Source organism: Rheinheimera sp. MMS21-TC3, assembly GCF_032229285.1.
GTDB lineage: Bacteria > Pseudomonadota > Gammaproteobacteria > Enterobacterales > Alteromonadaceae > Alishewanella.
Window position 1 is genome coordinate 2,671,583 of sequence record NZ_CP135084.1, and the last position, 25,199, is coordinate 2,696,781.

A 25,199-nucleotide genomic window follows, 5' to 3' on the forward strand; every position below is an offset into this window, starting at 1 on the left:
TAGGCAACTAAGTAGCAATAGGCAATTAGTAATAGCTTTATATATAGCGTTCATGCTGTTACTCCTAGAAAGGCCATAACGGACCACTAAAGAATTGACTTAACCAACCTGGTGATTGGCCACCATGATGCGCACCAGTACCACTGTATTCGATTCTGGCATTGGCAATTTTAGTTGATTCAACCGTGTTATTAACATCAACATCTTCAGCGCGAATAACCCCTGTTAAACGGATATATTCTTTACCGGTGTTTAGGGTTAACCATTTTTCACCTCGAATAACTAAATTACCGTTACTTTGTACCCGCAACACATTTACTGAGATATTGCCAGTTAAGCTATTACTTTGGTCGGCCTTAGAGTCACCTTTAAAGTCAGACTTTGACCCTGCACCAAACTGCAGTACATTACCGCCAATGGTTACTGGGCCACCATTTAAACCAACCATAGGGTCAAAGGATGTAGCACTGTCTTTCTTGGTTTCTGTTTTAGCCTTTTTACTAGCTTGGGTTTTTTCGACTAACAATACGGTAATAATATCACCTTCATGCCGTGCTTTATTGTCTGAATACAAGCTATTAGAATGATTTTGAGCAAATAAAGAACCACTTTGCATAACCGGCCGTGCCGCTGGTTCGGGCACTAAGGGGGCATAGCTAGGATCATCTGCCATTGGCTCTTGTAAAGAGGCGCAGCCCGTTAATATCAGTGCAGACATTAATATTGACGTTAACCCTTTAATTAATCGCATCGTGGTTACTCCTGTTATAGCTTCTGAATAGCAAAACTTAACATTTGGTCTACCGATGAAATAACTTTAGAGTTCATTTCATACACCCTTTGGCTTTCAATTAAGTTTACTAATTCTTCGGTTACGTTAACGTTAGATGTTTCTAAGGCGCCTTGAACAATTATGCCTAAGCCTTCTAGGCCTGGCACGCCTTGCACCGGATCGCCACTGGCGCCTGTTTCACTAAATAAGTTCTGACCAATAGGTTCCAGACCAGCTGGATTAATAAAGTTTGTTACCATCAACTGTCCCAACACTACCGGCTCACCTTGACCCGTTATTTGTACTGAAACTTGGCCATCTTGTGACACGCTTATACTTTTAGCATCAGGTGGAATGACGATATTAGGCTGCACTTGATAACCCGCGCCTGAGGTCACTAAGCTACCTTCACTATTAACCGTGAATTGACCATTACGGGTATAAGAGATGTTGCCATCTGGCATTAAGACTTCAAAAAAGCCATGGCCCTGTACCATCAGATCCAAACTGTTATCTGTAGTAATCATATTACCTTGGGTAAAGTTTTTCTGGGTTGCCACGACTTTAGTACCAGCGCCTATCATTAAGCCATTAGGTAGCTCTGAGTTTTGCGACGACGCGCCCCCAGGTTGGTTAACATTTTGGTACAGTAAGTCTTCAAAAATGGCTCGGCTTTTCTTAAAGCCAACTGTACTGGCGTTAGCCAAGTTGTTTGAGATAACCGAAATATCACGCTGCTTAGCATCTAAACCGGTTTTACTTATCCATAATGCTGGATGCATATAAGCCTCCTGAGCCTTAGCTCATAAATATTACAGGCGGGTTAGCCCATTATTCTTAATAATTGATTTTGCTTCTGATCCATATCTTCAGCTGCTTTCATCATTTTTACTTGCAGCTCAAATTGACGCTGCAAACTTATCATGCTGGTCATTTCACCGACGGCACTGACATTACTGCCCTCAACTGCGCCTTTTAATAAACTGACGTTAATATCAACTTGAGCTAACTGACCATCTTTGCGCCTAAATAAACCGTCGTTACCTTTTTCCATATCACTATTTAGCGGTTTAACTAATTTAATCCGGCCAACTTCTTCCATTGCATTAGCGGGTGCACCTTGAGGTAAGGCACTGACTGTGCCATCTAAAGCAATTTCCACTTTAGCTAAGGGTAAAGGTAATTGGATAGGACCGTTATCCCCCATTACTAAGGTGCCATTAGCTGTTTCTAGCAGGCCATTAGCATTTATTTGTAAGTTACCAGAGCGGCTATAAGCCTCGGTACCATCTGCAGCTAAGACGCCAAACCAACCGTCGCCTTGAATAGCAACATCTAGCTCTCTATCTGTTGTCATAATAGCGCCAGCGTCAAAGTTTTGGCTGGGATTTTCAGTTAATGCAAAAACACGAGTGGGTAAACCTGTACCAAAGGCTTGCATAGAACGCGCTTGTTCTAAATCGGCTTTAAAACCAACGGTACTTGCGTTTGCAAGGTTATTCGCTCGTACAGCGATACCATTCATGTTTTCTTTGGCACCGCTCATGGCGATATATAACAGTTTATCCATTGCTTACTCCAAGCTGTGCTTTACTTGTTTGCTTTCTTTATTACTTAAAATAAAGCAAGAACAATGCCACAAACTAAGCAGTAGACTAAATCTGACAGATAAACGAAAAAAAGTAATGCAGAGATAAGGTATAAAACAGACATAAAAAAGCACCGCCATAAGGACGGTGCTGTGTGTAGATAAAGATTAGCGGATCTGTAATACCGTTTGTTGCAAGGTACTGTTAACTTCAAGGGCACGAGAGTTAGCTTGGAAGTTACGCTGAGCACTAATTAAATCAACTAATTCTGTGGTTAAGTTAACGTTTGACTGCTCCAGCGCAGACGAATTAATAGAGCCTAAAGTACCGGTATTAGCTTGGCCACCTATTGGCTCGCCCGACGTAATACTCTGTTTCCATGAGGTATTACCAACTTGCTTTAAGCCTTGCACATTAGCAAACCGCACTAAGGTAACTTGCGATAAATACGACGAGTCACCGTTACTATAGCTAGCTAATACTCGGCCAAAAGAGTCAATATCAACACCGGTTAAGTTACCTACTGTAGTACCATCTTGGCTTAAATTCTGCACATCAAAATTAGAGGCATACTGCGTAGGTAATTTTACCCCAGACGCATCTCTAAAATTGACCACAACATCTGCAGAGTACTGGGCACCATTCGTTAAATAACCATTTGCAGGATCATTTAAAGCTGCCATATCTACTGCTATTGTTGGACCAGGTGATCCTGCTATCAAATTACCGTTTGAATCAAACTGCAATGTTTGGCCATCAAACCAAGAGTTAGGGTTACGGGTTGCCGGTGCTACAGGTGCTGGAACCATTGGGTCTGCAGTATTATCATCCCAGACTAATCGGGTTTCCCAGCTTGCTGCAGCTGGCGGAGTAGGCGTAGCCATTTTTCTAAAATAGGTTGTCGCTGTATGAGCTTCACCTAAGCTATCATAAACCGTAACCGACGTAGAGTGGTTATAAGTTGCGCGATCTGTAGGGTCAAAGGGAGCGCCATCGGTTGGTACTGCTCTTGAATCTAAGTTCATACTTAAGAAAATATTAGAAGTTGCTCTTGGCGCACCAGCTGAGGTTGGAATTGAAATTGGCTGAGTTGTACTTAAACTTACTGACTGATTTTCACCCGTTACTGGATCAACTGAAAAGCCCTGCAAGAAGTTGCCGTTATTATCTACTATAAAGTTATCTTTATTTAATTTAAAGGCACCTGAGCGGGTGTACGTTAAATCTTGCGATGACCTATCTGGCGTTAAGGCAAAAAAGCCTTCACCTGTTATCGCTAAATCTAAAGAGTTATTAGTAAACTGCAATGAGCCTTGGCTAAATTGCTGGGCAACAGTTGAAGTTGATACGCCATCGCCCACTTTGGTTCTACCTGAGGCAAAAATTGACGTTGCATATACATCGGCAAACTCAGCTCTGGACTCTTTAAAGCCAGTGGTATTAACGTTAGCAATATTATTCGCTGTGGTGTCTAAATTTTTTTGTGCAGCGGCTATGCCGCTTAGTGCAATATTAAAACTCATAATTTACCTCTACTTGCTTGTAAGCATTCTGAATTATTAACCGTAAGATACTTCTAACACGTCACTTAATTTCACTGCGCCTAACCCAAGAAGGTTGAGCATAATGCTGCCATTAGCACCGCCATTCATGCTTACACTACCAACAGGGGTATAAACATTGACTGGCAAGCTACTGTTAGAGCCATCAGTATAAGCAACATCGACTTTTATTTTATAAACGCCAGCTTTAACCCGATTGACAACGTCTTCATCACCCTCAACGGCGTCAGCATCGACTTCAGAGCCTGTGCCGTTATGGCTACCATCCCAGATAAAGTCATTCTTACCGACTTTAGGGTTGTCAACACTAAAGCTTTGAATAACTTCACCTTTATCATTTTCTATACTAATTTTCATGCTAGTTGCTGGTTTGTCTAACGTGATGTTGCCACGCGATAAAGTATCACCTGTGAAGACAATTTCATCAGATTGCGTTAACACACTTCGGCCAACTAAAGATGAAGCTTGTAAGGCTTGGTTAGAGCTCATGTTTTCAGCAAAACCGGCAAAGCTTTTATTTAGGGAGTTAATACCATCCGCCATAGTGAAATTGGTCATTTGCGCTATCATCTGATCATTTTCAACCGGTTTAGTTGGATCTTGAAAAGCTAATTGTTGGGTTAGCAATGCAAAGAAATCAGACTGGGTTAAAGCGCCATTATTTTTGTCTGCTACTTTATTTTTTTCACCCCAGTACATGCCATCTAATGCACTGTTGTTAACGTTGGAGTTATTAACGTTGCTAGTCATAATTTACCCTTAACCTTGGCCTAATCTTAGGGTGCGCATAACCATTTGCTTAGCAGCATCAGCCGTTTGCACATTCGTATCATAAGAGCGTGAAGCCGAAATCATATTGGCCATCTCTTCCATAATATTGACGTTGGGCTTATAAATGTAACCATTCTCATCTGCCAACGGATGGTTAGGCGCATACTCAACATTTAAAGGTGCATCAGATTCCACTATGCCAAGCACTTTAACGCCAACATTATCTTCACCTTGCATTTGCTTTGCAGCTGATAGCTCAGCAGCAAACACAGGGTGCCTAGCGCGATAAGTTTGCTCTACGCTACTACTAACACTGTTAGCATTGGCAATATTACTGGCAGTAGTGTTCATACGTACTGATTGCGCAGCCATACCACTACCGGCAATATCAAAAATCTTATACATGCTCATAATTATTGCCCTCCACCGGTGATAGCTTTTTTCAAGCCACTTATTCTGGCGGTTAAGAAAGCTAAACTGGCTTGGTACTCCATACTGTTTTTCATAAAGGCATTACGCTCATGATTAATATCAACAGTATTACCATCCCCAGTATCTGCCTGATCAGGATTCCTATACAGAGTATCGCCGCCTAATTGGTTTGAAATTGCAAAGTGCTTTTCATGAGTGCGGCCTATAGAGCCTGATTGATGCGCTTTAGCTAGCTTCATCGCTTGGCCAAAGTCGATATCTCGCGCTTTATAACCTGGCGTATCGGCGTTTGCGATATTTTCAGATAGCACCTGCGCCCGTCGATCTCGGATCATTAACGCCTCAGGATGCAGACCAAATGCTTTGTCAAAACTGATTGCCATTTTTTTGCCACCTTAGAATTACTATTAGCACTGTTAGTAATTCAGAAGCAATTTATAGGCCACAATTTAGATAAAAAGGAGGGAGGCTAAGACTTTTTTCGGTAAATAATGCCAGGATTGCAGCGAATCATATCAAAATCACTGTTAATACTAGACAGTGATTCAGAGGCCCCTAAAATAAGAAACCCTTTAGAATTAAGTGATTGAGCAAACTTTGCGATAATCTGTGCTTTAATATCACCTGAAAAGTAAATCAGTACATTACGACAAAATATGACGTCAAATTTACCAAGTAAACTATAACTATCTAATAAATTTAAATGGCGAAAACTAACATTATTTTTTACTTCTGGCTTTAATTGCATCAAACCCTTGCCGCTATCGGCAAAAAATCGGCTACGTCGCTCTGGCGATAAACCTCGAGCTAAAGCTAAACCGTCATATTCTCCGCGCCGACACTGTTCAAGCATTGTCGTTGAAATATCAGTACCTAAAATACTTACATTTAATTGTTGCGCAGCGGTTTTTAACTGTTGATATTCCAAAACAGACATAGAAATTGAGTAAGGCTCTTGGCCGCTAGAGCTAGCAGCTGACCAAATTTTAATATTACGCTTAGTTTTTTCTAACTCAGGTAGTATTACCTTTTTTAATAATTCAAACGGATAAGTATCACGAAACCATAAGGTTTCATTAGTAGTCATGGCATCAATAACCGCAGTTCTTAATTGCCGTTCTATAGGGTTTAATGTTTTTTGCACTAATTCAGATAGTGAGTTAATTGCAAAGCGTTGCATTAAAGGTGCTAAACGACTTTTAACTAAATATTGCTTATTTTCACCTAAAACTATGCCACATTGCAGTTCTAAGAAATCACAAAACTGTTTATATTCTATGTCATACAATTCTTTATTTGACACACGTTACCCTTACACTATTTGTAGCCATTTCTGGACAGACTCTGCCAGTTCGTTAGGATTAAATTTGGCAATAAAGTCATCAGCCCCTACTTTTTTAACCATTTGCTGATTAAACACGCCACTTAACGATGTATGTAAAATGACATGTAATTGCTGCAGTTTTGGATCAGATTTAACTTCTGCTGTTAAGGTATAACCATCCATCTCTGGCATCTCAATATCTGAAATTAACAAACCAATTTTTTCAGTGACACAGTGGCTGCATTCTTGCGCAGTTTGTTGTAAAAACTTTAGTGCTTCACGGCCATTGTTTACCAACTCCATCTGTACCCCTAAGCTTGCTAATGCACGCTTTACTTGGTTTCTAGCTACTGCAGAGTCATCGGCAATTAAAATGATTCTATCGCCTAAGTCCTTCGCTATACGCTGAGTATCCATTGGGCTGGTCACAGTAGTCGCTGAGGGTGAGATTTCTTCTAAAATTTTCTCAACATCTAAAATCTCTATTAATTCGTTATCTATTTCTGTCACTGCAGTTAAATAACTTTGTTTGCCTGTTGCTCCTTGTGGCGGCGGCATAATGTTTTCCCAGTTAATATTAATAATACGATCAACGCCATTAACTAAGAAGCCTTGTACCGAGCGATTATATTCAGCAATAACAATAAAGCTATTACTAATATCACTAATGGCTCTTCCGCCAGTAGCTAAACTTAAATCGATAACAGAAATAGCTTGGCCACGAATATAAGCAATACCTTTTACATACTTGTTTCGTCTTGGCACCGCAGTTAAAGGCGGGCATTGAATAACCTCACGCACTTTAAACACGTTAATACCGTAGCGTTGGCGACCAGCCAATTTAAATAACAATAATTCAAGCCTATTTTGGCCGACTAATTGTGTACGTTGATTGACTGAGTCTAAAATCCCTGCCATTAGCTACCTCTTTTTTTACTCTACAAAACACAAACCACATAGATTAATTGGACTTAGGCGCGATTCTTGCTTGCTACCTTGCTATATTGATATTTGTATATTATCGCATTAATTAATAAAGCATAGCTGAATCCATATGAAAAAGTACCAATATTTATTACATCATTTAAAGCAACTATACTTAACCTTACTGTTACTAGCCGTTTCTTTTAATGCTATGGCTCTAGAGTATACGCCTGCAGAGTTAAGCCAAGCTGCGGACAATTGGCTTAAACAAGAATTATCCCAGCTTAGTAATGGTGAATTATTACCAAAATTTGTGCCACTAGATGACCGAATTGGCATTAAAAGTTGCACAGAGCCCATCGACTTTAGCTTGTCACAGCCTATTAGCCAGCGGCAAAACACTATTCTTATTCAATGTCTAAGCGGTGACCAATGGAAGCTGTATTTATCTGTCCGTATTGATGAAATAGTACAAGCCGTTATTTTAAAGCAAAATGTTGCTACAGGTGCCCAAATTACGGCCGATATGTTAGCATTCGAGACCCGTGAACGACGCTTTGTGCGCGGCAGCTTAGTATCAGAGCCACGCCAAATAATTGGCGCTAAAGCAAAACGCTCATTAAGTATGGGCCAAATGATGACATTACAAGATGTTTGCCTTGTGTGTAAAGGTGATCTTGTTACAATATCTGTTAGTAATAATGGGTTAAATGTTGCTGCTAGTGGTATAGCGCAACAAGATGGCAGTTTAGGCGATACCATAGAGCTGATAAATCGCCAATCAAAACGCCGCGTGCGTGCTGAAGTGACAGGTGTAGATCAAGTGAGCGTTCAATTTTAAATTATTTTAATAATTTTACTCAAGTTTTCTTAAGTCTTGCCGTTAAGCTGTACATAGGGATCTGTATTAAGGTAATGAGGTTAGATTATGGCTATTAATATCAACAATTTGCAAAACAACACTCAAGTAAAAGCAGACAAGGTTGAGCAACAAACTCAACGTCAGCAAACTAGTGTGCAGCAAAATGCCAGCCAAGTGCCGAGTCAAAAACAAGACTCAGTATCGCTGACACCACAAGCGCAGCAAATGACAAAGCTGACTGAGAAAGCTAGTAATAGTAGTGGTATCGACCAAGAGAAGGTTGATAAAATTAAGCAGGCAATCAGTGAAGGTAAATATAAAATTAACGTTGAAGAACTAGCAAAACGTATTGTTCAGTTTGAAGATGAGTTATTCGGCCATTAATGACTACTGATCAAGCCTCTACCCTATTAAAGCAACAACAACAGCAGCTGGATTCGCTGCTGTTATTGTTGCGGCAAGAACTTGCCGCGCTATCTGAGCGTGATATTGCCAATATTGAAAGACTTACTGCTGAAAAAAATCATCTAATAGCACAAATAGAACAAACCGATAATGCTGTTGCTCAGCTACCTAACTTAGCCGACATTAAACAGCTAAGCTGGTTTAGTGAAAGTGTGGCTAAAATTGATACCGTACTAGCTGATTGCAAACAGCAAAATGAAGTTAACCAGCAAGTGCTTGAGCAAAGCCAATTAATTCTAGAAAGATTTAAGAACGCACTATTATCCCAAAAAGGTAAGTCAGGATTAACCTATACCAATAAAGGCAAGCCTTCTGTCGATAATATAGGCAAAGGAATTAAAGCCTAACTACCAAACCTAACTAATTATAATAACGGATCCGTTTAATCTTTTGCGTTGGCACTGTGGCTTGATATAGCTGATATACCTGTTCAAAGTCTAATTCTAACTCAGTAATATATACCTCATCCACCGCGTAGGTTTTTAGCACTTTTGCTCCTTTAATCACCCCTGATACCGATGCGGATAAAGCACTATTAGTTATTACCATGTCTTTTAGGTTTGATTTTGCGTCAACTTTTTGGCCGTATACCATTTCTGTTAACTCGCGATAGGCTTCTAGCTTTGATGCTGTCATAGCTTGCAGCATTCTTTGCTGCTCAGTTTCGCCTGATTGTAATCTAATAGGCGCATAGCCTACTGCTAGCAGTACTGGAAAACTTTGTGGCACAACCTGAGCATATTCAACATAACGGCTATTCATAGGCGTGCATGCTGTTGTTGTGACTACTAAGCCTAAGGTTAGGCTTAAGGCGTATAAAACAGTTTTCATTTCGCAGTATTCTCGTATTCGTTATACACTAATACAGTATTAGCAATATCTAAGCCAGATATAAGGCATGCATTTTGCTTTACATTAATTAAGTGTCAATCGTTGGCTAGGAACTCTATGAAACACTCTATAAGACAGAGCGCAGTTATATCAAGCTTAGTATTATTACTATTTACCGCCCCCAGCAAAGCAGTATGGTACGAAGCAACTGGGCAAGCGCAAGTTAAGCAAGGTGATCTAGCTCAAGCTAGGCATATTGCTATAAATGATGCTTTAAGTCGTGCTGCACTATTCGCCGGAGCCAAGGTACAAAGTAGCCAACAGGTCTTAAACGGCGTTTTACAACACTCAATGCTAGATATTAACAGCCAGTATCAAGTTAGCCAGCTGCAAGTGATGTCTGAAACCCAAAGAGGTAACCTATTAACGGTTGTTATTAGAGCAGATCTTAACGCCAACAGTTCAGAGCCAAGTTGCCAAGCCCAGCAATACCAAAAACCGCTGCTACTTAGCCAAATTCGGCTTGCCGCGCGTGAAGATGCTATTTATGGCCAGTTATTTTCGTTAGATAAAGATGCCACCAACCAATTACATTATCAAATGCAAGATAATACCTCGGCAGCCATTACAACAACTTTAGCTCATAGCACTAGCCTAGCAGAGCTACAACCGACCTATAGCGATCAATTATTTCGTCAAGGCGCACAATATATTGTTAGTGCCACTATCAAAGACTTATCGCTTGGTGAAAAGACCCATCAATTTTGGCAAAGGGCACAAAAGCAGCGCTTTTTTGCCTTAGATGTTGTGCTATATGACTTGTTTGACCAAAGCGTGGTTTATCAGCAAGAGTATAGAACCGAATCTACTTGGCCTTATAAAAAGAAGCATACGCCTGCTAGCCATAGCCAAGCCTTTTGGCAATGGCCTTACGGCCAAAAGATAGATCAGTTATTAGCCGCTGTCGCTCAAGACTTACAACAACAGTTACAATGTAAGCCTTTATTGACTAGCATTAGCCAAGTAGCTAATAACCAAGTGTTTTTTAATATTGGCAAACAGAACGGCATAAAAGTAGGTGATAAACTACAGTTAATTCAAGTCAAGCGCGATCCCACAAAGCCGCAAATTAAACTATTAACCCAAAGCGACGTTGTATTAATAGTGCGCCAAGTAAGCGAACAACATGCCATGGCCGAGCCTGAAAATGATGCATTACTGCAGCATATCCAAGCTGCAGATATTGTTAGCGTGCATAAAAGTCAAAAATAAAGCTTTAACTTTGCTTTAATGACTAAGCCCAATTGCATAAAATGTAACCGTACAGTAGAAAACTACTTATTCAAGCCATTTCTTACCTGATAAAGGGTACTTATTTTATCAATTTTTATATAGAATAAGCGCCATTAGTCCCAGTAGCTCAGATGGATAGAGCGCGCCCCTCCTAAGGGCGAGGCCACAGGTTCGACTCCTGTCTGGGACGCCATTTTGCTTACTGCTGAGAGTTTAGCCTTGCTTGAGCTGTAAGCCTACTTGTTCATTGTGGCGAATAATTGCACTGACAACGGCTTCGGGGATAAAGGTTCGGGCAACTGACATTACTTGCTTATTATCAATGCGCACTAAGCGCGCGTTAATTAACATGCCTAATTGGTGCTGGGTCATAGTGCCGGTAACAACATAGCGAATAGGTAATGCATCGCTTAACTCTTCATAATTACGGCTTAATACAAAATCACCCTGCTCTGTTACTCTAATATAGTCAGTCGCTTTATAATCTAGCACCGGTACACCAAAAGTATGTAAGTCATGCATCATGGCTTCACTTAAGTGGTTACTTAAAATACTGCCTTGCTCTAAAGCAGAATCAACAAAAGTAAAGTTTGTTACTGCAACTTGCGACTCAGGATCGGTTTGCTGCCAGTGCACAACCAATTGATACACTAAAGACTGCGAATAGGCATTAACTGTTAACTGCATAATATCATCATCTTTTTGCCACTGCGCCTGTATAACCTGCTCTAATGATGGGGCTGTCATAGTTGGCGCTGTCGTTGTGGTGCAGGCTGTAAGCATAAGCACCGCCAGAGGCAGAGTTAAATATTTCATTTTTTGACTCCTGTTAAATCGCGACGGTACAACCTATTGCCTTGTTGAATCACACCTTGCTGCTGCCAAAATTTATCTGCAGGTATCAACTGGCTACTGGCAGCTAAAACTCGCTTATTTTTTACTGTAATTAAGCGTGTATTTAACATTATTCCTTCAGCCAAGATACTATAAGTACCCACTAATAAAGTATCGGCTAAACTACTATTAGCTATAGTGGTTAATTGTCGTGATAAGGCTTGTTCATGATCGGACTGTAACGCTAGTTGATCTCGCAGTCGGTAATCATAAATATCATAGCCATGCTGCTTAATATGGCTAAGCATACTTTCACTTAATTGATTGGCCATTTGTTTTTCAGTCTCATCTGCTTGCGACAGAGAAAAGCTATTAACAGGCACAAAAGAGCTAACTGCTATGCGAGGTTTACTAGCGCTATACCTTATATTATCCGGTAATTGCTGTAATAAGTTTGTGGTTAGTAACTGGCTATAATCATCCAGTGTATAAGCCTGCTGCTGGGTTGAGTTGCTTGCACTACAACTTATTAATAACCATAAGCTAATGCAACTAATAACTAGAGATCTTAGCACTATCATACTGCCACCTTTGGTTAAGCCAGTTTACACTTTGATTAAATGTATTTGACCAATAATTTCTTAATAACGAAATTAAAGCAATATTTAGGCCAAGCTAGCTAACAGATTATTGGCTAGGCGCTAGATATCCTAAACAGTAGCCTAAATAAAACTGCCGTTTAGGATCCTAACTAGAGTTTAAACCGTAAACGGGTAACTTATAGCTTCATGACTTTTATAGCCTTCTAGCTCAAAATCTGCTGTAGTTACCCAAGTTTCTATATCCTGTAAGGTTTTTATCTTAGGATTAAGATGTAAGCGAGGTAAAGGTAACGGCTGGCGTTGCAGCTGAACCTCTTGCAATAAAGGCAATTGGTTTTCATAAATATGGGCGTTGACTATTTTATGAAATACTTTACCCGCTTTATGACCGGTAATTTGTGCCACTAAGGCTAATAACACAAAGCATTGCACCTGATTAAAATTCAAACCTAAAGGCACATCACAACTGCGTTGATACGAGGTTAAATATAAGGTGCCATCTAATAGTGAAAAAGTATGGGTATGCATACAAGGCCGTAAACAGCCTAGCTCTATTTCACCGGGATTATAAAAAGTAATGATTTCAGCTCTATCATCAATGCCTTGGCTTAAATTATTGACCACTTTTTTAAACTGATCTAAAAAGGTTCCATCCGGCTTTTGCCACGATCGCCCTTGCACGCCATAAACTCGGCCCATATCATCAGTGCCTTTACGATGTGGGTTATTTAACCAAGCTGTATTTTCATTGGCGTTGGCATTCCAGGTATTACAGCCAATAGCCCGAAAGTCCGCTGCATTATCATAACCGCGAATATAGCCTAGCAACTCGGCTATTGCTGCTTTGTAATAGCTTTTACGTGTGGTTAATAATGGAAAGGCATTCGCTGCGACATCATACTCTAAATCAGCATTAATTAAGGTTAAACACCTAACTCCTGTGCGTTTATTATCTACCCAGACACCCTGATCAATAATGCGCTGACATAGATCTAAATATTGTTTCATGCTTATACTGCCTGTTGTTTTTGTTGACCTCGGCGCCAATAGCCATAGCTAATTAGGCCCACACCACTAATAATCATCGGTAATGATAGCCATTGCCCCATTGACATACCTGCAGACAAAATTCCTAGATGTGCATCTGGCTCGCGATAGAATTCAACGGTAAAGCGGGCAGCACCATAGCCGACTAAGAATAATCCTCCTAAGGCTCCGCTTGGTGGGCTAAACCGACGATACAAAATAATTAAAATAAATAATACTATGCCTTCTAGCATAAACTCGTATAACTGCGAGGGGTGTCGTGGATAAGGACCTGCGTTAGGAAATAACACCGCCCAAGGTACATCTGTTGGCCTGCCCCATAATTCGGCATTAATAAAGTTACCTAAACGCCCTGCCGCTAAACCTAGTGGTGCCAGCGGAGCAACAAAGTCACCTAACTCTAGGTAAGCTTTATTATTACGTTTTGCAAACCAGGCCATAGCAACAAGCACACCTATAAAGCCACCATGAAATGACATGCCGCCGGTCCATATTTTAAACAGGTAGATAGGATCTTGTAAGAAATAATCAAATTGATAAAACAAAACATAGCCTATACGGCCACCCAGAATAACCCCGATAAAACTTTGAAATAATAAGTCGCTAACTTGCTGCTCAGTCCAGCCTGATTTAGGCTGACTGGCTGCTCTATTGGCTAGCCACCAAGCAAGAGCAAAGGCAATTAAATACATTAAGCCATACCATCTTAAAGCGATGGGGCCTATAGCAAAAATTATCGGATCAATTTGTGGAAAACTAATATAGCCCGCTGACATAACAACCCTTAACTAAACATCATCTTAGCTGCGACTAAGATTAAAAAAATACCAAACACCCGCTTTATCACCAACACCGGCAGGCGCTGAGTTAATCTAGCCCCAATAGGTGCCATAAAAGCAGAAGTGGCCACTATACCGGCTAATACTGGTAAATATATATAACCAAAAAAGCCATCAGCTAATGAGTAATGCTGCCAACCAGCTAACACATAGCCAATAGAGCCAAAAACAGAAATAGCAATTCCCGAGGCTGCAGCACAACCTATGGCTCGGCGCATATCTACTGAAAAATAGTTCAGCATAGGCACAAATAAAGCTCCACCACCTATACCAAGTAAACTAGCAATACCCGCTAACAGCGCCGAAATTGCGCCTAACCAACCTTTATTGGGTAAAGCCTTACTGCCAACAATTGAGCGCGAGCCTAGCATACGTAGGGATAAAAGCAGCACTGCTATAGCAAAGACTAGTTTTAAGGTGTGGCCACTAACATTATGGGCAAAATAACCAACCAAACTCGCACCTATTCCAGCACCAATCAATACCGCTGTCGCAATTGACCAAGGCACATTATCTCTTCGATGGTGAGCTAACACCGAGGAGCTTGCTGTAACAATAATAGAGGCTAACGAGGTGGCAATAGCCACTAACATGGCATGCTCAGGCGCGATAATACCATAAGCAGGTAATAAGACTACAAGGGCTGGCACGATCAAAAGACCACCACCTATACCCAATAAGCCGGCAAGGAAGCCCACTACCGCACCTAAAAGTAAAGTTAGAACAATAACCGTTAGCAAGCTGTACTCTCTTTATTGGTTAAGGAAGTTTCTTAGAGGCATAAGGCTTAGACTCTAAGTTGATTTAGTGATTGTTTTTGTTCTAAAAAGCGTTGCACATGTATTCTAACATGCTGGGCTGAACGGCAAGCTAAGACTTCTGGTAATAATAACTCTAACTCTGATAATTCAATCCGCCGTAATAACCATTTAATCTTCGCCAAATTACTGCTATTCATACTAAAATAGCGATATCCCATGGCAGCTAATAGTAACACTCCAGCAGGCTCTGCTGCTAATTCACCACAAATACTAATAGGGAATTGTAAACCTTTAGCTTGTAAGGCTAAGCTATATAGGGCACGTAGTACAGCAGGATGCATAGCATCATATAAACTAGCTACTCTTGGATTGTTTCTATCTACTGCTAACAAATATTGGGTTAAATCATTAGTGCCAACCGAACAAAAGTCTACCTTTTGGGCTAACTCAGGTAGTTGAAACATTATTGAAGGCACTTCTATCATTACCCCAACCTTGGGCCGTGGTAGTGCTATGGCTAACTCTTCACTTACCTCAAAACATGCTTGCTTAATTAACCTTAAAGATTCATCAACTTCCGCAAGATCAGAAATCATCGGCAATAAAATATGTAAGTTATCTAAAGCTAAATTTGCTTTTAGCATAGCGCGAATTTGTACCAAAAATATCTCAGGATGATCAAGCGTTAAGCGAATACCGCGCCAACCTAAAAATGGGTTTTCTTCTTCGATAGTAAAATATGGCAGTGCTTTATCGCCACCAACATCTAAAGTACGCATTACGACTGGTTTATTAGGTGCGCTCTCTAATACTTTTCGATATAAGTCGGTTTGTTCTTGTTCTGTAGGAAAGCGGCTACGCATAATAAACGGAAACTCAGTGCGATATAAACCTACGCCATCGGTATGCTCTAGATCAGCAGTTTCTAGTTCGACAGCTAAACCAGAATTAACCATTAAATCAAACCTAATGCCGCATAATGACTGTGAGGGTAAATGTACTTCGACTAAATACAGCGCATTAAGTGCGGCATCTTCATTAATTAAGCGCCGATATTCCGTACAAATTGCTTCTACTGGCGACAATAGAACATTGCCAAGATAACCATCAACAATTAAGTATTGATCTTGCCATTGCAATAAGGGTAATTCATCCACCCCCATTACTGCTGGTATATCTAAAGCTCTGGCCATAATAGCGGCGTGAGAGTTAACCGAGCCTTTTAATGACACTATGGCCATTAACTTTTCTTGGGGGATCTCAGCTAACATAGTGGCTGTAACATTATCAGCTACTAAAATGATATCTTCAGGTAATTTAACTTTACGCTTTTGTGTATCTAATAAATTATTTAATACCCGCTGACCTAAATCTCTTATATCAGTGCCGCGCTCACGTAAATAGCTATCATCCATATCGTCAAATTGGCGAGCAAACTTTTCAACCACGCGTTTTAAAGCACTTTTAGCACACCAGCCATCGGCTATTTGTTGTTCAATTTCTTTGCCTAAGCTAGCCGCATCTAATAATTGATGGTAAACATCAAAAATAGCTAAAGCATCAGGAGGTAAATGCCCAGCCATTCGCTCTGCTAAGCGATTAAATTCGGCTTTAGTCATTTTTACTGCGCGGTAAAAATAGGCTAGCTCTTGCTCTGGGTTGTCAGAACGTTTAACTGAAATAGCATTAAAATCATTAGCAGGCTCTAGAATAAAGGCATGGCCCATAGCTATACCCGGCGCCCCTGGCAAGCCCTTTAAATGCCCTGTCTGAATTTGTGTAGCAGAACTTTCACTCGCCGCTTGGCGCATTTCAGCATTTGCTAGTACCGATGCTAGTTGCGCTGCTAAGGTTACTAAAAAAGACTCTTCTTCTTCGTTAAATACCCGTTCTTCTGCTTGCTGTATGGTTAACACACCCAGTACTTTACGGTGATGAATAATAGGACAGCCTAAAAAAGCAGAAAAATGCTCTTCACTGACTTCAGGTGTCACTTTAAATCGAGGATGTAAATGTGCTTTAGCTAAATTAATTGGCTCTTCACGTTGACCTATCCAACCTATCAGGCCTTCTGCAAAGCCAATAGCTACTTGACCAACAGCATCAGGATTAAGGCCACTTGTTGCCATTAACATAAAGTGCTGCTGCTGATAATCAGCGAGATATACCGAGCAGCACTCAGTTTTTAAGGCCTGTTTTATACTCGTTACTAAACCCGCTAGCGCATTGTTAAGCACTGGCTCTTGTGCCACATCTTGAACAATACGTCTGAGCAGGCTTAACATTAGAGCTCCCTTTTTAATTCTTAGCTAACCTGGGTTAGCAATCTACACTTAACTTTTTCTTTTTCCTTCACGGCGAATGAATGGCAATGCAATAGGAGCAAACTCTTTCATGACTTTACGGTAAACTTCACGTTTAAACGCAACTACTTGCCTCACTGGATACCAATAACTGACCCAGCGCCAGTTATCAAACTCAGGATGCGTAGTTTTTAATAAGTTTACCTCATCTTCACTACAAGTCAGCCGTAACAAAAACCATTTTTGTTTTTGACCAATACATACAGGGTTGCTGTCTTTACGAATTAAACGTTTTGGCAGCTTATAACGCAGCCAATGTTTAGTTGTTGCGATAACTTGTACATCTGCTGCAGTTAACCCAACTTCTTCGTGTAATTCGCGAAACATCGTTTGCTCAGGCGTTTCACCTTCGTTCATGCCACCCTGTGGATATTGCCAAGAATGCTGACCATATCGTTTTGCCCAAAACACCTGTCCTTGGTTGTTACATATTACTATGCCGACATTAGCCCGAAATCCTTCGGAATCGATCACTTAAACCTCTGGCGGTTCATAAATCTATTATAAAAAGATTCTTTCACAAAGTTGGCTGTGGAGCAATCGCTATTTTCAAGCCAACTTCCCTATAGTTATCCACAGTTTACTTTATTTAATTAATTGCAGTGTGGACTTTTTAACAGCTTCTGTTGATAACCCTGTGCTCAAGTAGCAGTAAAGCTATGAATAAGTTTATATTTAATTATATAACCCTTAGCTAAAACTACATTAAAGCACTTATTTTCAATAGCTTACAAAAAGCATCTAAAAGCACTACTATCAAATCTTATGTGCATAAGTCAGTTTGAGTTGTTTTTAAGCAGCAATATAGTTCAAAAAATGCTAGCGTTAACAACAAAATAGTTAATCTACTTAATTATGCTTACACCACCACAAACAACTGAAGATTTAATGGCGCGCTGTCATGCTATTGCTGGTTTAACAATTGGCCAGTTAGCTGAGCGTCTTGACCAAGTTGTACCTAAAAACTTGCTAAAAGATAAAGGTTGGGTGGGACAATTAATAGAGTTAGCCTTAGGGGCTAATGGCGGCTCTCAAGCTGTGGTCGATTTTGCAGAGTTAGGCATAGAACTTAAAACCTTACCTATTAACCAACAAGGTAAACCGCTAGAGAGCACCTATGTCTGTGTCGCGCCTTTAACCGGCATAACAGGGTTAGAATGGCAAAACTCTTGGGTGTGTCAAAAGCTACAGCATATTTTATGGTTGCCAATTTTAGCTGAACGCCAAATCCCTTTAGCCCAGCGGGTTATTGGTAATGGCTTTTTATGGCAACCAGACCCGCAGCAGCAACAAGCTTTGCAACAAGATTGGGAAGAGTTAATGGAATTAATTAGCTTAGGCGGTATTGCTAATATTAGAGGCGCTACAGGAAAGTATTTACAATTAAGGCCTAAAGCCGCTAATAGTAAAGCTTTAACTGATGCCATAGGTAGCCAAGGCCAACCCATAAAGACACTGCCAAGAGGCTTTTATTTAAAAACCAAGTTTACTGCTGCTATCTTACAGCAGCAGTTTGCACTTAGCTTTTAAGAATAGTTAATGGCTGTATTTATTAACTATTTTATTATAATCACCATTTTCTTTAAGTTGGGTTAAGCCTGTATTAAAGGCTTCAACTTGTTGTGGTGAGATTGATTCTTGACTAAACATAATAAACACATCAGCACTTTCTAAACTAATATTATGCGGTTTAATATACTTATCCAACCCTTTACGCCTTAGGATAGATGCAGCAACAAAGCTGTCTTCAAGTAAACCATCAATTTCTTCATCTAATAACCTTGCAATATTTAACTCACTGATAATGGCCCCGATAAAAAGAGGTTGAAAGGTTTTATTATCATAAAGAGCAGCAAAATCATCACCATAGTAATATTGATTAACAATACCTAACTTATGGCCCGCCTCAAGATATGCCGTTATATTTTTATAAGGATAATTAATATTACTGTTACGGACATATAGCTGAAAGCGCTCTTTACGATAAGCATCAGAGAAATAAGCAAAGCTTTCTCTATCTTCTGTTTTTGATGCGCCTAATACTGCATCCACTTCACCTGCTTTAAGTTTAAGTAGTAACTCCGTCCAACTACCTTGGGTAACTGTAAATTGGCAGCCCATATTACTGAGTACCCCTTTGACAATTTCTATATCTAATCCTGCTGGCTTATTATCTACCGTCATATATTGGTAGGGTTCCCAAGCATCAATACCAAAATTTAAAGAACAATCAGGTTGTGTAGCAGCTAACGCTGCAGGGGTCTTTTCTACTACCTCTTGCTCGGCAGGTTTACATGCCATCAGCCCTAAACATAGACAACTCATCATTAACATTAGTTTTTTCATATGCCACCCCTAACAATTAAGTTATTACTAAGCATAGCCCACTATAGTTTTTTTATATGGAGTTTAGGTCTTTTATTTAAAATATCCTTACGTTATTCAATGCTTAATGCTTATTAGCTGCAGTATTTAACGCCACTATAGCTAGCACTATTGCTGGTGGAAAACCGATAAGGATCATGGGTGTCCAAAATAGCCACATGCCAGATATAGGATAGGTTAAGCTTTGTCTAAAAGCTGTGCTGAAATTCATTAGCCGCGAACTATGGTGCGCGATATGCGATGCCCACAGCCAACGGATGTTATGTGATGCACGATGAAACCAATAATACAAAAAGTCTTGCAACAGAAAAGCTAAAAACAAACTAGCAAAAATACGGGGCTTAATGCCAGTAGTATTAATTCTACAGGAACCATAAAATACCCCTTAACACCATCAATTTATCACTAAATTATTAACGTACAGGTAGTGTAACTTGTAAAAACATCTTATCTATTTCTTCTTGATTACGCAGTAAATTCGCCTGCTCTACTACATCTTTAGTTAAGTGAGGAGCAAAGCGCTGGATAAAGTCATACATATAACCTCTTAAGAAAGCACCTTTACGAAAGCCAATTTTAGTGGTGGAAGCGTCAAATAAATGGCTGGCATCAATAGCCACCAAGTCGTCATCTAGTTCGGCATCCATTGCCATAGAAGCAATAACACCTACGCCTAAACCTAAGCGAACATAGGTTTTAATCACATCGGCATCAGTGGCAGTAAACACTATATGAGGCTCTAAGCCTTTACTGGCAAAAGCTTTATCTAACTCGGAACGCCCTGTAAAGCCAAAGACATAAGTCACTATAGGCTGATTTGCAACATCATCTAGCACTAATACGCGCTTTAACTGCGCAAGGGGGTGATCTTTACGCACTATAACACTACGGTTCCAGTGGTAGCAGGGCAACATAACTAAATCGCTATATAAGTGCAAAGCTTCAGTGGCAATTGCAAAATCTGCTTCACCTCTTGAGGCCGCTTCAGAGATCTGCTGTGGTGTCCCTTGGTGCATATGCAGCGACACTTTAGGATATTTTTGTATAAAGCCACTAATCACTTTTGGCAGTGCATAGCGGGCTTGGGTATGGGTAGTGGCAATGTTTAACTTGCCTTGATCCGGTAAAGTATGTTCTTTAGCTATAGCTTTAATACTTTCGACTTTAGATAAAATTTGTCTAGAAAGCTCTATTACTTCTTTACCCGCTGCAGTAACATGGGTTAAATGTTTACCACTTCTACCAAATATTTGAATACCAAGCTCATCTTCTAACATCCGCACTTGCTTACTTATACCAGGTTGCGAAGTATATAAACTCTCAGCTGTGGCAGAGACATTTAAATTATTGTTTAGCACTTCATAAATATAGCGCAGTTGTTGTAATTTCATTGATTACCGACCCTATAATGGCTGTTCTTTAACTAATATACCTTGTGGTTAGGATATTCCAACTTTATTTTGTTTCACTATAAACCGAGTTTGTTTGTCTGCTGTTGTTAATAAGGTTGATAGTTAAGCAATAGTGGTAAAACTAAAGATATTTGCTGATAGATACTTTTGCTAGTAAGGTTTATTGTGTAGCGTCTGCCAGTTCAAACATTCTGCAGCATAATATTGCTAATTATATACTTTAGTTTTGTTAATGATGCACTGAGCTGTACTCTACGATATAGTAATAAAACATGTTTAAGCGCGACATTACTATTAATATTTTACTTAAATTGGTATCTATATTGCTATTTTGCTAAATTACCTCTTACTTCGAACTTAGGTCGATGCGGTAATACCAAATTAAATAAAAATGGCTTTTAGTCGGCAACTTTAGCTTGCCAACATCGCCAGCAGGTGATGATTAAATACTATTTCTTTAATCATTATAAGCTCTTGCGAGCAGTTTATTTAGAGGTCTAAATGCTGTTAACTTTGATCATTATATTGATAATAGCGCTAATTATTATTGCCGTTATTGTCAATGCGATCCAGCAACACAAAGCACGCTTGGCGGCTTTAAAGCGTGCAGAATATAGCAAGCTTCGCGCTATGCTGGAAGATAGTGAAGAATTATTATTGAATTCTGCCAACGTTCCTTTATCACCCGCTATCAGTAAAATGTTATTAAAGCGTATTTGCTTCAACTTAAAAGCCATGGTTGAACTGGAACCTAAAGCAAAGGATTTACGCCATCGATTAAATGAAACTGAAGCCAGGCTTGCTGCTTCAGAACCCACCGATAACAGCTACAATGACACTGTTACCTTGCCTGATAATGATCAACAACTTATTCATATGATTAAAGGTATTAAGCGGCTGCGTACCGTTTTAAGGGGCGAACATGCTAGAGGCAACCTTGATACCCAAGTTGTTATTTCAGAGGATAAACGCTTAGAAATATTACAATTACGGATTAATGTTGAAAGCCAAATTAAGCGTGGCATAAAAGCTAGATCAAATGGCATGCTAGGTTCGGCTAGGCAATATTTTGAAAAAGCTTTAACCTCATTAAGCCAATATGGTCATCAAGATGACTATGTAACTAAACGCCAAGCAGAAGTTATAGAAACCTTAGAAAGCATAGCTACCCAATTAAAAGAAGGTAATGTTCGCGATAGAGCTAAAAAAGAAGAAAAAGACAATAAAGATATTGATGATTTATTTGCACCTAAACCTAAGTGGTGATTTAGTGTTTAGTGTAAAAAAAATACTCGCAGCTGCGAGTATTTTTTTACTTTAAGTATTTAACTATTTTTTAGTCACTACCCATTTACCTTTTTCATACCAAGCAGCCCAACCTGTTGCTTTGCCATCAACTTCAGTCATCACGTATTGCTGCTTAGTTTTACGGCTCCAACGTATCACCGCTAAATTACCTTCAGGATCTTTTTGCGGGGCATCAGCTAAATAGTAAAACTTAGGTGAAATTAAATCACGGTATTTAGCTAGCTCAGCTACTAAAGGTGCTCTGGTTTCGCGTGATTTTGGAAAAGTAGCTGCAGCCATAAAAATCCCTGCTGCACCATCACGCAATACAAAATAGGTATCTGATTTTGCACACTTCAAATCAGGTAAATGGACTGGATCTTCTTTTGGTGGTGCAGCTTCACCGTTTCGCAGCAACTTACGGGTATTTTTACACTCAGTGTTGGTACAACCAAAATACTTGCCAAAGCGGCCTGATTTTAATTGCATATCGGCGCCACATTTATCGCACTCAATTAGCGGACCATCATAACCTTTTATTTTAAAGCTACCCTGCTCAATCTCATAGCCATCACATTCAGGATTATTACCACAAACATGCAACTTACGCTGTTCATCTATTAAATAGCTATCCATGGCGGTGCCACATTTTTGACAACGCTTTTTCTGTCTTAATAATTCTGTTTCATGTTCATCATCATCAGATACGGCTATAGCATCGTCGCCTGATACTAAATTGATAGTTTTAGTACAGCGTTCCTTAGGTGGTAAATTATAGCCTGAGCAACCTAAAAACACCCCTGTAGAAGCAGTACGAATTCCCATAGCTCTGTCACAAGTTGGGCAAGCAATATCGGTTAAAACAAACTGATTTACTCGCATACCGCCACTTTCTGGCTCTAACTCTGCTGTTTTTAGTTTTTGCTGAAAGTCAGCATAAAAGTTATCCAACTCATTACGCCATGCAACTTGGCCATTAGCAATTTCATCTAACTTTAATTCCATATTAGCTGTAAAGTCGTAATTCATTAGGTTATTAAAGTTTTCAACTAGTCTATCGGTAACGATTTCGCCCATTTTTTCGGCGTAAAAGCGTTTATTTTCAACACGCACATAACCACGATCTTGGATTGTTGAAATAATAGATGCATAAGTTGATGGCCTACCAATGCCACGCTTTTCTAACTCTTTAACTAAGCTGGCCTCACCAAAACGTGGTGTAGGTTTAGTAAAGTGCTGACTGTCATTTAATTGTTGTAACTTTAACACTTCACCCGGCTTAACATCAGGTAAAACACTGTCTTCTTCCCCTTTGCGCTTAGCAACTGGCTGCACTTTGGTCCAACCGTCAAAACGAAGCACTCGACCTTTAGCGCGTAATTCAAAATCAGCTGCTTGAACTATCACATTGCTAACATCATATAATGCGGGTGGCATTTGGCAGGCCACAAATTGGCGCCAAATTAATTCATACAATTTGCGCGCATCTGCTTCCATCTCACCTAAAGCAGAGGCTAAAACTGTTACTTCTGAAGGGCGGATAGCTTCATGCGCTTCTTGAGCATTTGCCTTACTACCATAATTAAGAGGATGTTCAGGTAGATATTTTTTACCAAAATTTTCTTCAATATAGTCACGACAACTTGCTACTGCCTCAGCGCTCAAGTTTGTTGAGTCTGTACGCATATAAGTAATATGACCGGCTTCATATAAACGCTGAGCTAACATCATGGTTTTTTTAACACCATAACCTAAGCGTGTACTAGCGGCTTGTTGTAAAGTTGACGTTATAAAAGGAGCCTGCGGTTTACTACTGCTAGGCTTATCTTCACGATTAGCAACTTTATATTCTGCCGACTTAAGGATAGCTAATGCCGCTTGAGTTTGAGCTTTATTTAATGGTTTAAAAGCTTTGCCCTGTTGTTTTGTTACCTCAAGTTTTAAAGCATCTGCCGCAGCAGTTGTAGCATCCGCTGTTACTGTCCAATATTCTTCTGGAACAAAGGCTTTTATTTCACGCTCACGTTCAACAACCAAACGAACAGCTACGGACTGTACTCGTCCAGCGGATAAGCCTCGTGCGACTTTTTTCCATAGTAAGGGCGAAACCATAAAGCCCACTACTCGGTCTAAAAACCGCCTAGCTTGCTGTGCATTAACGCGGTCTTCGTTAACAACACCAGGTTCTTCAAAAGCATTTTGGATAGCATTTTTGGTAATTTCGTTAAATACAACACGTTTAAACCTGTCGTCATCACCACCAATAATTTGCTTTAAATGCCAAGCTATAGCTTCTCCTTCACGGTCTAAGTCCGTTGCCAGATAGATAGTGTCAGCTTTTTCTGCTAGTGCTTGTAACTCTTTTACTACTTTTTCTTTGCCTGGTAATATTTCGTAACGTGCCTTCCAGCCGTTTTCTGGGTCTATACCCATACGATCGACTAAAGCTTGATATTGCTTTTGCTCTTTGCTTAATTCTTTTTTAGTTGCAGATTTCTTTTTACTACTGCTAGTAGGCAAATCGCGTATATGACCCACGCTAGACTTAACCACGAAGTCTTTGCCTAGGTACTTATTAATTGTTTTTGCTTTTGCCGGTGATTCGACTATTACCAGTGATTTCGCCATCTTAATCCTGAGATCCCTAACTAAATTTTAGTACTTGCCCATTAAGTTGCTTTTTAACGTATATCCGTAAACTGCGGTTGTGACAAGTGAATAAACTGATTATTATGCAAACCAACTCAATTTCTGCGCTAACTGCTGGTATCATAACCAGTATATGCTGCGCATCTTAAAGGTTGCAAAAATAATAACAACTGCGCTATGCCAAAAAGGATAACA

General features: G+C 39.9%; 27 protein-coding genes and 1 tRNA gene. 7 read left to right on the plus strand and 21 right to left on the minus strand.

Features of this window, described 5'->3' with window-relative positions:
* Positions 1 to 64 precede the first annotated feature (64 nt).
* From flgH to RDV63_RS13010, 9 genes are all read right to left on the minus strand, one after another.
* Positions 65 to 751: a flagellar basal body L-ring protein FlgH gene (flgH, locus tag RDV63_RS12970; protein ID WP_313909927.1), complete on the minus strand. Its 687-nt coding sequence runs from the start codon at positions 749 to 751 to the stop codon at positions 65 to 67.
* A gap of 14 nt (positions 752 to 765) precedes the next feature.
* Positions 766 to 1,554 carry a flagellar basal-body rod protein FlgG gene (gene flgG / locus RDV63_RS12975; RefSeq protein WP_313909928.1) on the minus strand — a complete coding sequence of 263 codons (789 nt, stop codon included), beginning with the start codon at positions 1,552 to 1,554 and terminating at the stop codon, positions 766 to 768.
* 41 nt (positions 1,555 to 1,595) lie between these two features.
* The gene (locus RDV63_RS12980; RefSeq protein ID WP_313909929.1) at positions 1,596 to 2,342 is read right to left on the minus strand and encodes a flagellar basal body rod protein FlgF; all 747 of its coding nucleotides are present in this window, start codon (positions 2,340 to 2,342) and stop codon (positions 1,596 to 1,598) included.
* Positions 2,343 to 2,528: 186 nt separating this feature from the next.
* Positions 2,529 to 3,884: a flagellar hook protein FlgE gene (flgE, locus tag RDV63_RS12985; RefSeq protein WP_313909930.1), complete on the minus strand. Its 1,356-nt coding sequence runs from the start codon at positions 3,882 to 3,884 to the stop codon at positions 2,529 to 2,531.
* Between the two features lie 36 nt (positions 3,885 to 3,920).
* Entirely contained in the window at positions 3,921 to 4,673 is a 753-nt protein-coding gene (locus RDV63_RS12990) for a flagellar hook assembly protein FlgD (RefSeq protein ID WP_313909931.1), read from the minus strand.
* A 9-nt stretch (positions 4,674 to 4,682) separates the two neighbouring features.
* On the minus strand, positions 4,683 to 5,105 hold the full coding sequence (gene flgC / locus RDV63_RS12995) for a flagellar basal body rod protein FlgC (protein WP_313909932.1): 423 nt from the start codon (positions 5,103 to 5,105) through the stop codon (positions 4,683 to 4,685).
* 2 nt (positions 5,106 to 5,107) lie between these two features.
* A complete protein-coding gene (flgB, locus tag RDV63_RS13000; protein WP_313909933.1) occupies positions 5,108 to 5,509 on the minus strand; it encodes a flagellar basal body rod protein FlgB in 402 nt (133 codons plus the stop codon).
* Between the two features lie 86 nt (positions 5,510 to 5,595).
* A complete protein-coding gene (locus RDV63_RS13005; RefSeq protein ID WP_313909934.1) occupies positions 5,596 to 6,429 on the minus strand; it encodes a protein-glutamate O-methyltransferase CheR in 834 nt (277 codons plus the stop codon).
* 9 nt (positions 6,430 to 6,438) lie between these two features.
* The gene (locus RDV63_RS13010) at positions 6,439 to 7,368 is read right to left on the minus strand and encodes a chemotaxis protein CheV (protein WP_313909935.1); all 930 of its coding nucleotides are present in this window, start codon (positions 7,366 to 7,368) and stop codon (positions 6,439 to 6,441) included.
* 136 nt (positions 7,369 to 7,504) lie between these two features.
* Here RDV63_RS13010 and flgA point away from each other — a divergent pair, with 136 nt between their 5' ends.
* From flgA to flgN, 3 genes are all read left to right on the plus strand, one after another.
* Positions 7,505 to 8,215, plus strand: a complete 711-nt coding sequence (flgA, locus tag RDV63_RS13015) for a flagellar basal body P-ring formation chaperone FlgA (RefSeq protein ID WP_313909936.1) — start codon at positions 7,505 to 7,507, stop codon at positions 8,213 to 8,215.
* An 87-nt stretch (positions 8,216 to 8,302) separates the two neighbouring features.
* Positions 8,303 to 8,620: a flagellar biosynthesis anti-sigma factor FlgM gene (flgM, locus tag RDV63_RS13020; protein WP_313909937.1), complete on the plus strand. Its 318-nt coding sequence runs from the start codon at positions 8,303 to 8,305 to the stop codon at positions 8,618 to 8,620.
* On the plus strand, positions 8,620 to 9,048 hold the full coding sequence (flgN, locus tag RDV63_RS13025) for a flagellar export chaperone FlgN (RefSeq protein ID WP_313909938.1): 429 nt from the start codon (positions 8,620 to 8,622) through the stop codon (positions 9,046 to 9,048). Before flgM ends, flgN begins: the two co-directional genes overlap by 1 nt.
* 13 nt (positions 9,049 to 9,061) lie before the next feature.
* Here flgN and RDV63_RS13030 read toward each other — a convergent pair whose 3' ends face one another.
* On the minus strand, positions 9,062 to 9,532 hold the full coding sequence (locus RDV63_RS13030; protein ID WP_313909939.1) for an LPP20 family lipoprotein: 471 nt from the start codon (positions 9,530 to 9,532) through the stop codon (positions 9,062 to 9,064).
* A gap of 117 nt (positions 9,533 to 9,649) precedes the next feature.
* Here RDV63_RS13030 and RDV63_RS13035 point away from each other — a divergent pair, with 117 nt between their 5' ends.
* Positions 9,650 to 10,804 carry a flagellar assembly protein T N-terminal domain-containing protein gene (locus RDV63_RS13035; protein WP_313909940.1) on the plus strand — a complete coding sequence of 385 codons (1,155 nt, stop codon included), beginning with the start codon at positions 9,650 to 9,652 and terminating at the stop codon, positions 10,802 to 10,804.
* A gap of 137 nt (positions 10,805 to 10,941) precedes the next feature.
* Positions 10,942 to 11,018, plus strand: a tRNA-Arg gene (locus tag RDV63_RS13040).
* Positions 11,019 to 11,038: 20 nt separating this feature from the next.
* Here RDV63_RS13040 and RDV63_RS13045 read toward each other — a convergent pair.
* From RDV63_RS13045 to rppH, 7 genes are all read right to left on the minus strand, one after another.
* On the minus strand, positions 11,039 to 11,641 hold the full coding sequence (locus RDV63_RS13045; RefSeq protein ID WP_313909941.1) for a FlgO family outer membrane protein: 603 nt from the start codon (positions 11,639 to 11,641) through the stop codon (positions 11,039 to 11,041).
* Positions 11,638 to 12,240 carry a FlgO family outer membrane protein gene (locus tag RDV63_RS13050; RefSeq protein WP_313909942.1) on the minus strand — a complete coding sequence of 201 codons (603 nt, stop codon included), beginning with the start codon at positions 12,238 to 12,240 and terminating at the stop codon, positions 11,638 to 11,640. Before RDV63_RS13050 ends, RDV63_RS13045 begins: the two co-directional genes overlap by 4 nt.
* A 177-nt stretch (positions 12,241 to 12,417) precedes the next feature.
* The gene (locus RDV63_RS13055) at positions 12,418 to 13,269 is read right to left on the minus strand and encodes a thymidylate synthase (protein WP_313909943.1); all 852 of its coding nucleotides are present in this window, start codon (positions 13,267 to 13,269) and stop codon (positions 12,418 to 12,420) included.
* Between the two features lie 2 nt (positions 13,270 to 13,271).
* Positions 13,272 to 14,084: a prolipoprotein diacylglyceryl transferase gene (gene lgt / locus RDV63_RS13060; RefSeq protein ID WP_313909944.1), complete on the minus strand. Its 813-nt coding sequence runs from the start codon at positions 14,082 to 14,084 to the stop codon at positions 13,272 to 13,274.
* Between the two features lie 8 nt (positions 14,085 to 14,092).
* Entirely contained in the window at positions 14,093 to 14,887 is a 795-nt protein-coding gene (locus RDV63_RS13065) for a sulfite exporter TauE/SafE family protein (RefSeq protein ID WP_313909945.1), read from the minus strand.
* 47 nt (positions 14,888 to 14,934) lie between these two features.
* Positions 14,935 to 17,193 (minus strand): phosphoenolpyruvate--protein phosphotransferase, encoded by a 2,259-nt coding sequence (ptsP, locus tag RDV63_RS13070; RefSeq protein ID WP_313909946.1) that lies wholly within the window; start codon positions 17,191 to 17,193, stop codon positions 14,935 to 14,937.
* Positions 17,194 to 17,241: 48 nt separating this feature from the next.
* A complete protein-coding gene (gene rppH, locus RDV63_RS13075; RefSeq protein WP_313909947.1) occupies positions 17,242 to 17,745 on the minus strand; it encodes an RNA pyrophosphohydrolase in 504 nt (167 codons plus the stop codon).
* Positions 17,746 to 18,126: 381 nt separating this feature from the next.
* Here rppH and mutH point away from each other — a divergent pair, with 381 nt between their 5' ends.
* Positions 18,127 to 18,801 carry a DNA mismatch repair endonuclease MutH gene (gene mutH, locus RDV63_RS13080; protein ID WP_313909948.1) on the plus strand — a complete coding sequence of 225 codons (675 nt, stop codon included), beginning with the start codon at positions 18,127 to 18,129 and terminating at the stop codon, positions 18,799 to 18,801.
* Positions 18,802 to 18,807: 6 nt separating this feature from the next.
* Here the strand turns inward: mutH and RDV63_RS13085 are convergent, their stop codons facing one another.
* The 3 genes from RDV63_RS13085 to cysB form a co-directional block, all read right to left on the minus strand.
* Positions 18,808 to 19,617 carry a transporter substrate-binding domain-containing protein gene (locus RDV63_RS13085; RefSeq protein WP_313909949.1) on the minus strand — a complete coding sequence of 270 codons (810 nt, stop codon included), beginning with the start codon at positions 19,615 to 19,617 and terminating at the stop codon, positions 18,808 to 18,810.
* A 103-nt stretch (positions 19,618 to 19,720) separates the two neighbouring features.
* Entirely contained in the window at positions 19,721 to 19,978 is a 258-nt protein-coding gene (locus RDV63_RS13090; RefSeq protein ID WP_313909950.1) for a sterol desaturase family protein, read from the minus strand.
* Between the two features lie 91 nt (positions 19,979 to 20,069).
* Positions 20,070 to 21,047, minus strand: a complete 978-nt coding sequence (gene cysB, locus RDV63_RS13095; protein ID WP_313909951.1) for an HTH-type transcriptional regulator CysB — start codon at positions 21,045 to 21,047, stop codon at positions 20,070 to 20,072.
* Between the two features lie 522 nt (positions 21,048 to 21,569).
* Here cysB and RDV63_RS13100 point away from each other — a divergent pair.
* Positions 21,570 to 22,334: a hypothetical protein gene (locus RDV63_RS13100; protein WP_313909952.1), complete on the plus strand. Its 765-nt coding sequence runs from the start codon at positions 21,570 to 21,572 to the stop codon at positions 22,332 to 22,334.
* Between the two features lie 63 nt (positions 22,335 to 22,397).
* Here RDV63_RS13100 and topA read toward each other — a convergent pair whose 3' ends face one another.
* On the minus strand, positions 22,398 to 24,983 hold the full coding sequence (gene topA / locus RDV63_RS13105; RefSeq protein WP_313909953.1) for a type I DNA topoisomerase: 2,586 nt from the start codon (positions 24,981 to 24,983) through the stop codon (positions 22,398 to 22,400).
* Positions 24,984 to 25,199: the final 216 nt, after the last annotated feature.

Bases quoted from the DNA above. Each gene is read 5' to 3' on its own strand.
- RDV63_RS13100 (WP_313909952.1), top strand. From the start codon at position 21,570: ATGCTGTTAACTTTGATCATTATATTGATAATAGCGCTAATTATTATT.
- flgM (WP_313909937.1), top strand. From the start codon at position 8,303: ATGGCTATTAATATCAACAATTTGCAAAACAACACTCAAGTAAAAGCA.
- RDV63_RS13035 (WP_313909940.1), top strand. From the start codon at position 9,650: ATGAAACACTCTATAAGACAGAGCGCAGTTATATCAAGCTTAGTATTA.
- flgG (WP_313909928.1), bottom strand. From the start codon at position 1,554: ATGCATCCAGCATTATGGATAAGTAAAACCGGTTTAGATGCTAAGCAG.
- lgt (WP_313909944.1), bottom strand. From the start codon at position 14,084: ATGTCAGCGGGCTATATTAGTTTTCCACAAATTGATCCGATAATTTTT.
- RDV63_RS13055 (WP_313909943.1), bottom strand. From the start codon at position 13,269: ATGAAACAATATTTAGATCTATGTCAGCGCATTATTGATCAGGGTGTC.
- flgC (WP_313909932.1), bottom strand. From the start codon at position 5,105: ATGAGCATGTATAAGATTTTTGATATTGCCGGTAGTGGTATGGCTGCG.
- flgE (WP_313909930.1), bottom strand. From the start codon at position 3,884: ATGAGTTTTAATATTGCACTAAGCGGCATAGCCGCTGCACAAAAAAAT.
- RDV63_RS13045 (WP_313909941.1), bottom strand. From the start codon at position 11,641: ATGAAATATTTAACTCTGCCTCTGGCGGTGCTTATGCTTACAGCCTGC.
- RDV63_RS12980 (WP_313909929.1), bottom strand. From the start codon at position 2,342: ATGGATAAACTGTTATATATCGCCATGAGCGGTGCCAAAGAAAACATG.
- RDV63_RS13010 (WP_313909935.1), bottom strand. From the start codon at position 7,368: ATGGCAGGGATTTTAGACTCAGTCAATCAACGTACACAATTAGTCGGC.
- RDV63_RS13030 (WP_313909939.1), bottom strand. From the start codon at position 9,532: ATGAAAACTGTTTTATACGCCTTAAGCCTAACCTTAGGCTTAGTAGTC.
- flgA (WP_313909936.1), top strand. From the start codon at position 7,505: ATGAAAAAGTACCAATATTTATTACATCATTTAAAGCAACTATACTTA.
- mutH (WP_313909948.1), top strand. From the start codon at position 18,127: ATGCTTACACCACCACAAACAACTGAAGATTTAATGGCGCGCTGTCAT.
- flgH (WP_313909927.1), bottom strand. From the start codon at position 751: ATGCGATTAATTAAAGGGTTAACGTCAATATTAATGTCTGCACTGATA.
- cysB (WP_313909951.1), bottom strand. From the start codon at position 21,047: ATGAAATTACAACAACTGCGCTATATTTATGAAGTGCTAAACAATAAT.
- flgN (WP_313909938.1), top strand. From the start codon at position 8,620: ATGACTACTGATCAAGCCTCTACCCTATTAAAGCAACAACAACAGCAG.
- RDV63_RS13050 (WP_313909942.1), bottom strand. From the start codon at position 12,240: ATGATAGTGCTAAGATCTCTAGTTATTAGTTGCATTAGCTTATGGTTA.
- RDV63_RS13085 (WP_313909949.1), bottom strand. From the start codon at position 19,617: ATGAAAAAACTAATGTTAATGATGAGTTGTCTATGTTTAGGGCTGATG.
- RDV63_RS12990 (WP_313909931.1), bottom strand. From the start codon at position 4,673: ATGACTAGCAACGTTAATAACTCCAACGTTAACAACAGTGCATTAGAT.
- flgB (WP_313909933.1), bottom strand. From the start codon at position 5,509: ATGGCAATCAGTTTTGACAAAGCATTTGGTCTGCATCCTGAGGCGTTA.
- topA (WP_313909953.1), bottom strand. From the start codon at position 24,983: ATGGCGAAATCACTGGTAATAGTCGAATCACCGGCAAAAGCAAAAACA.
- ptsP (WP_313909946.1), bottom strand. From the start codon at position 17,193: ATGTTAAGCCTGCTCAGACGTATTGTTCAAGATGTGGCACAAGAGCCA.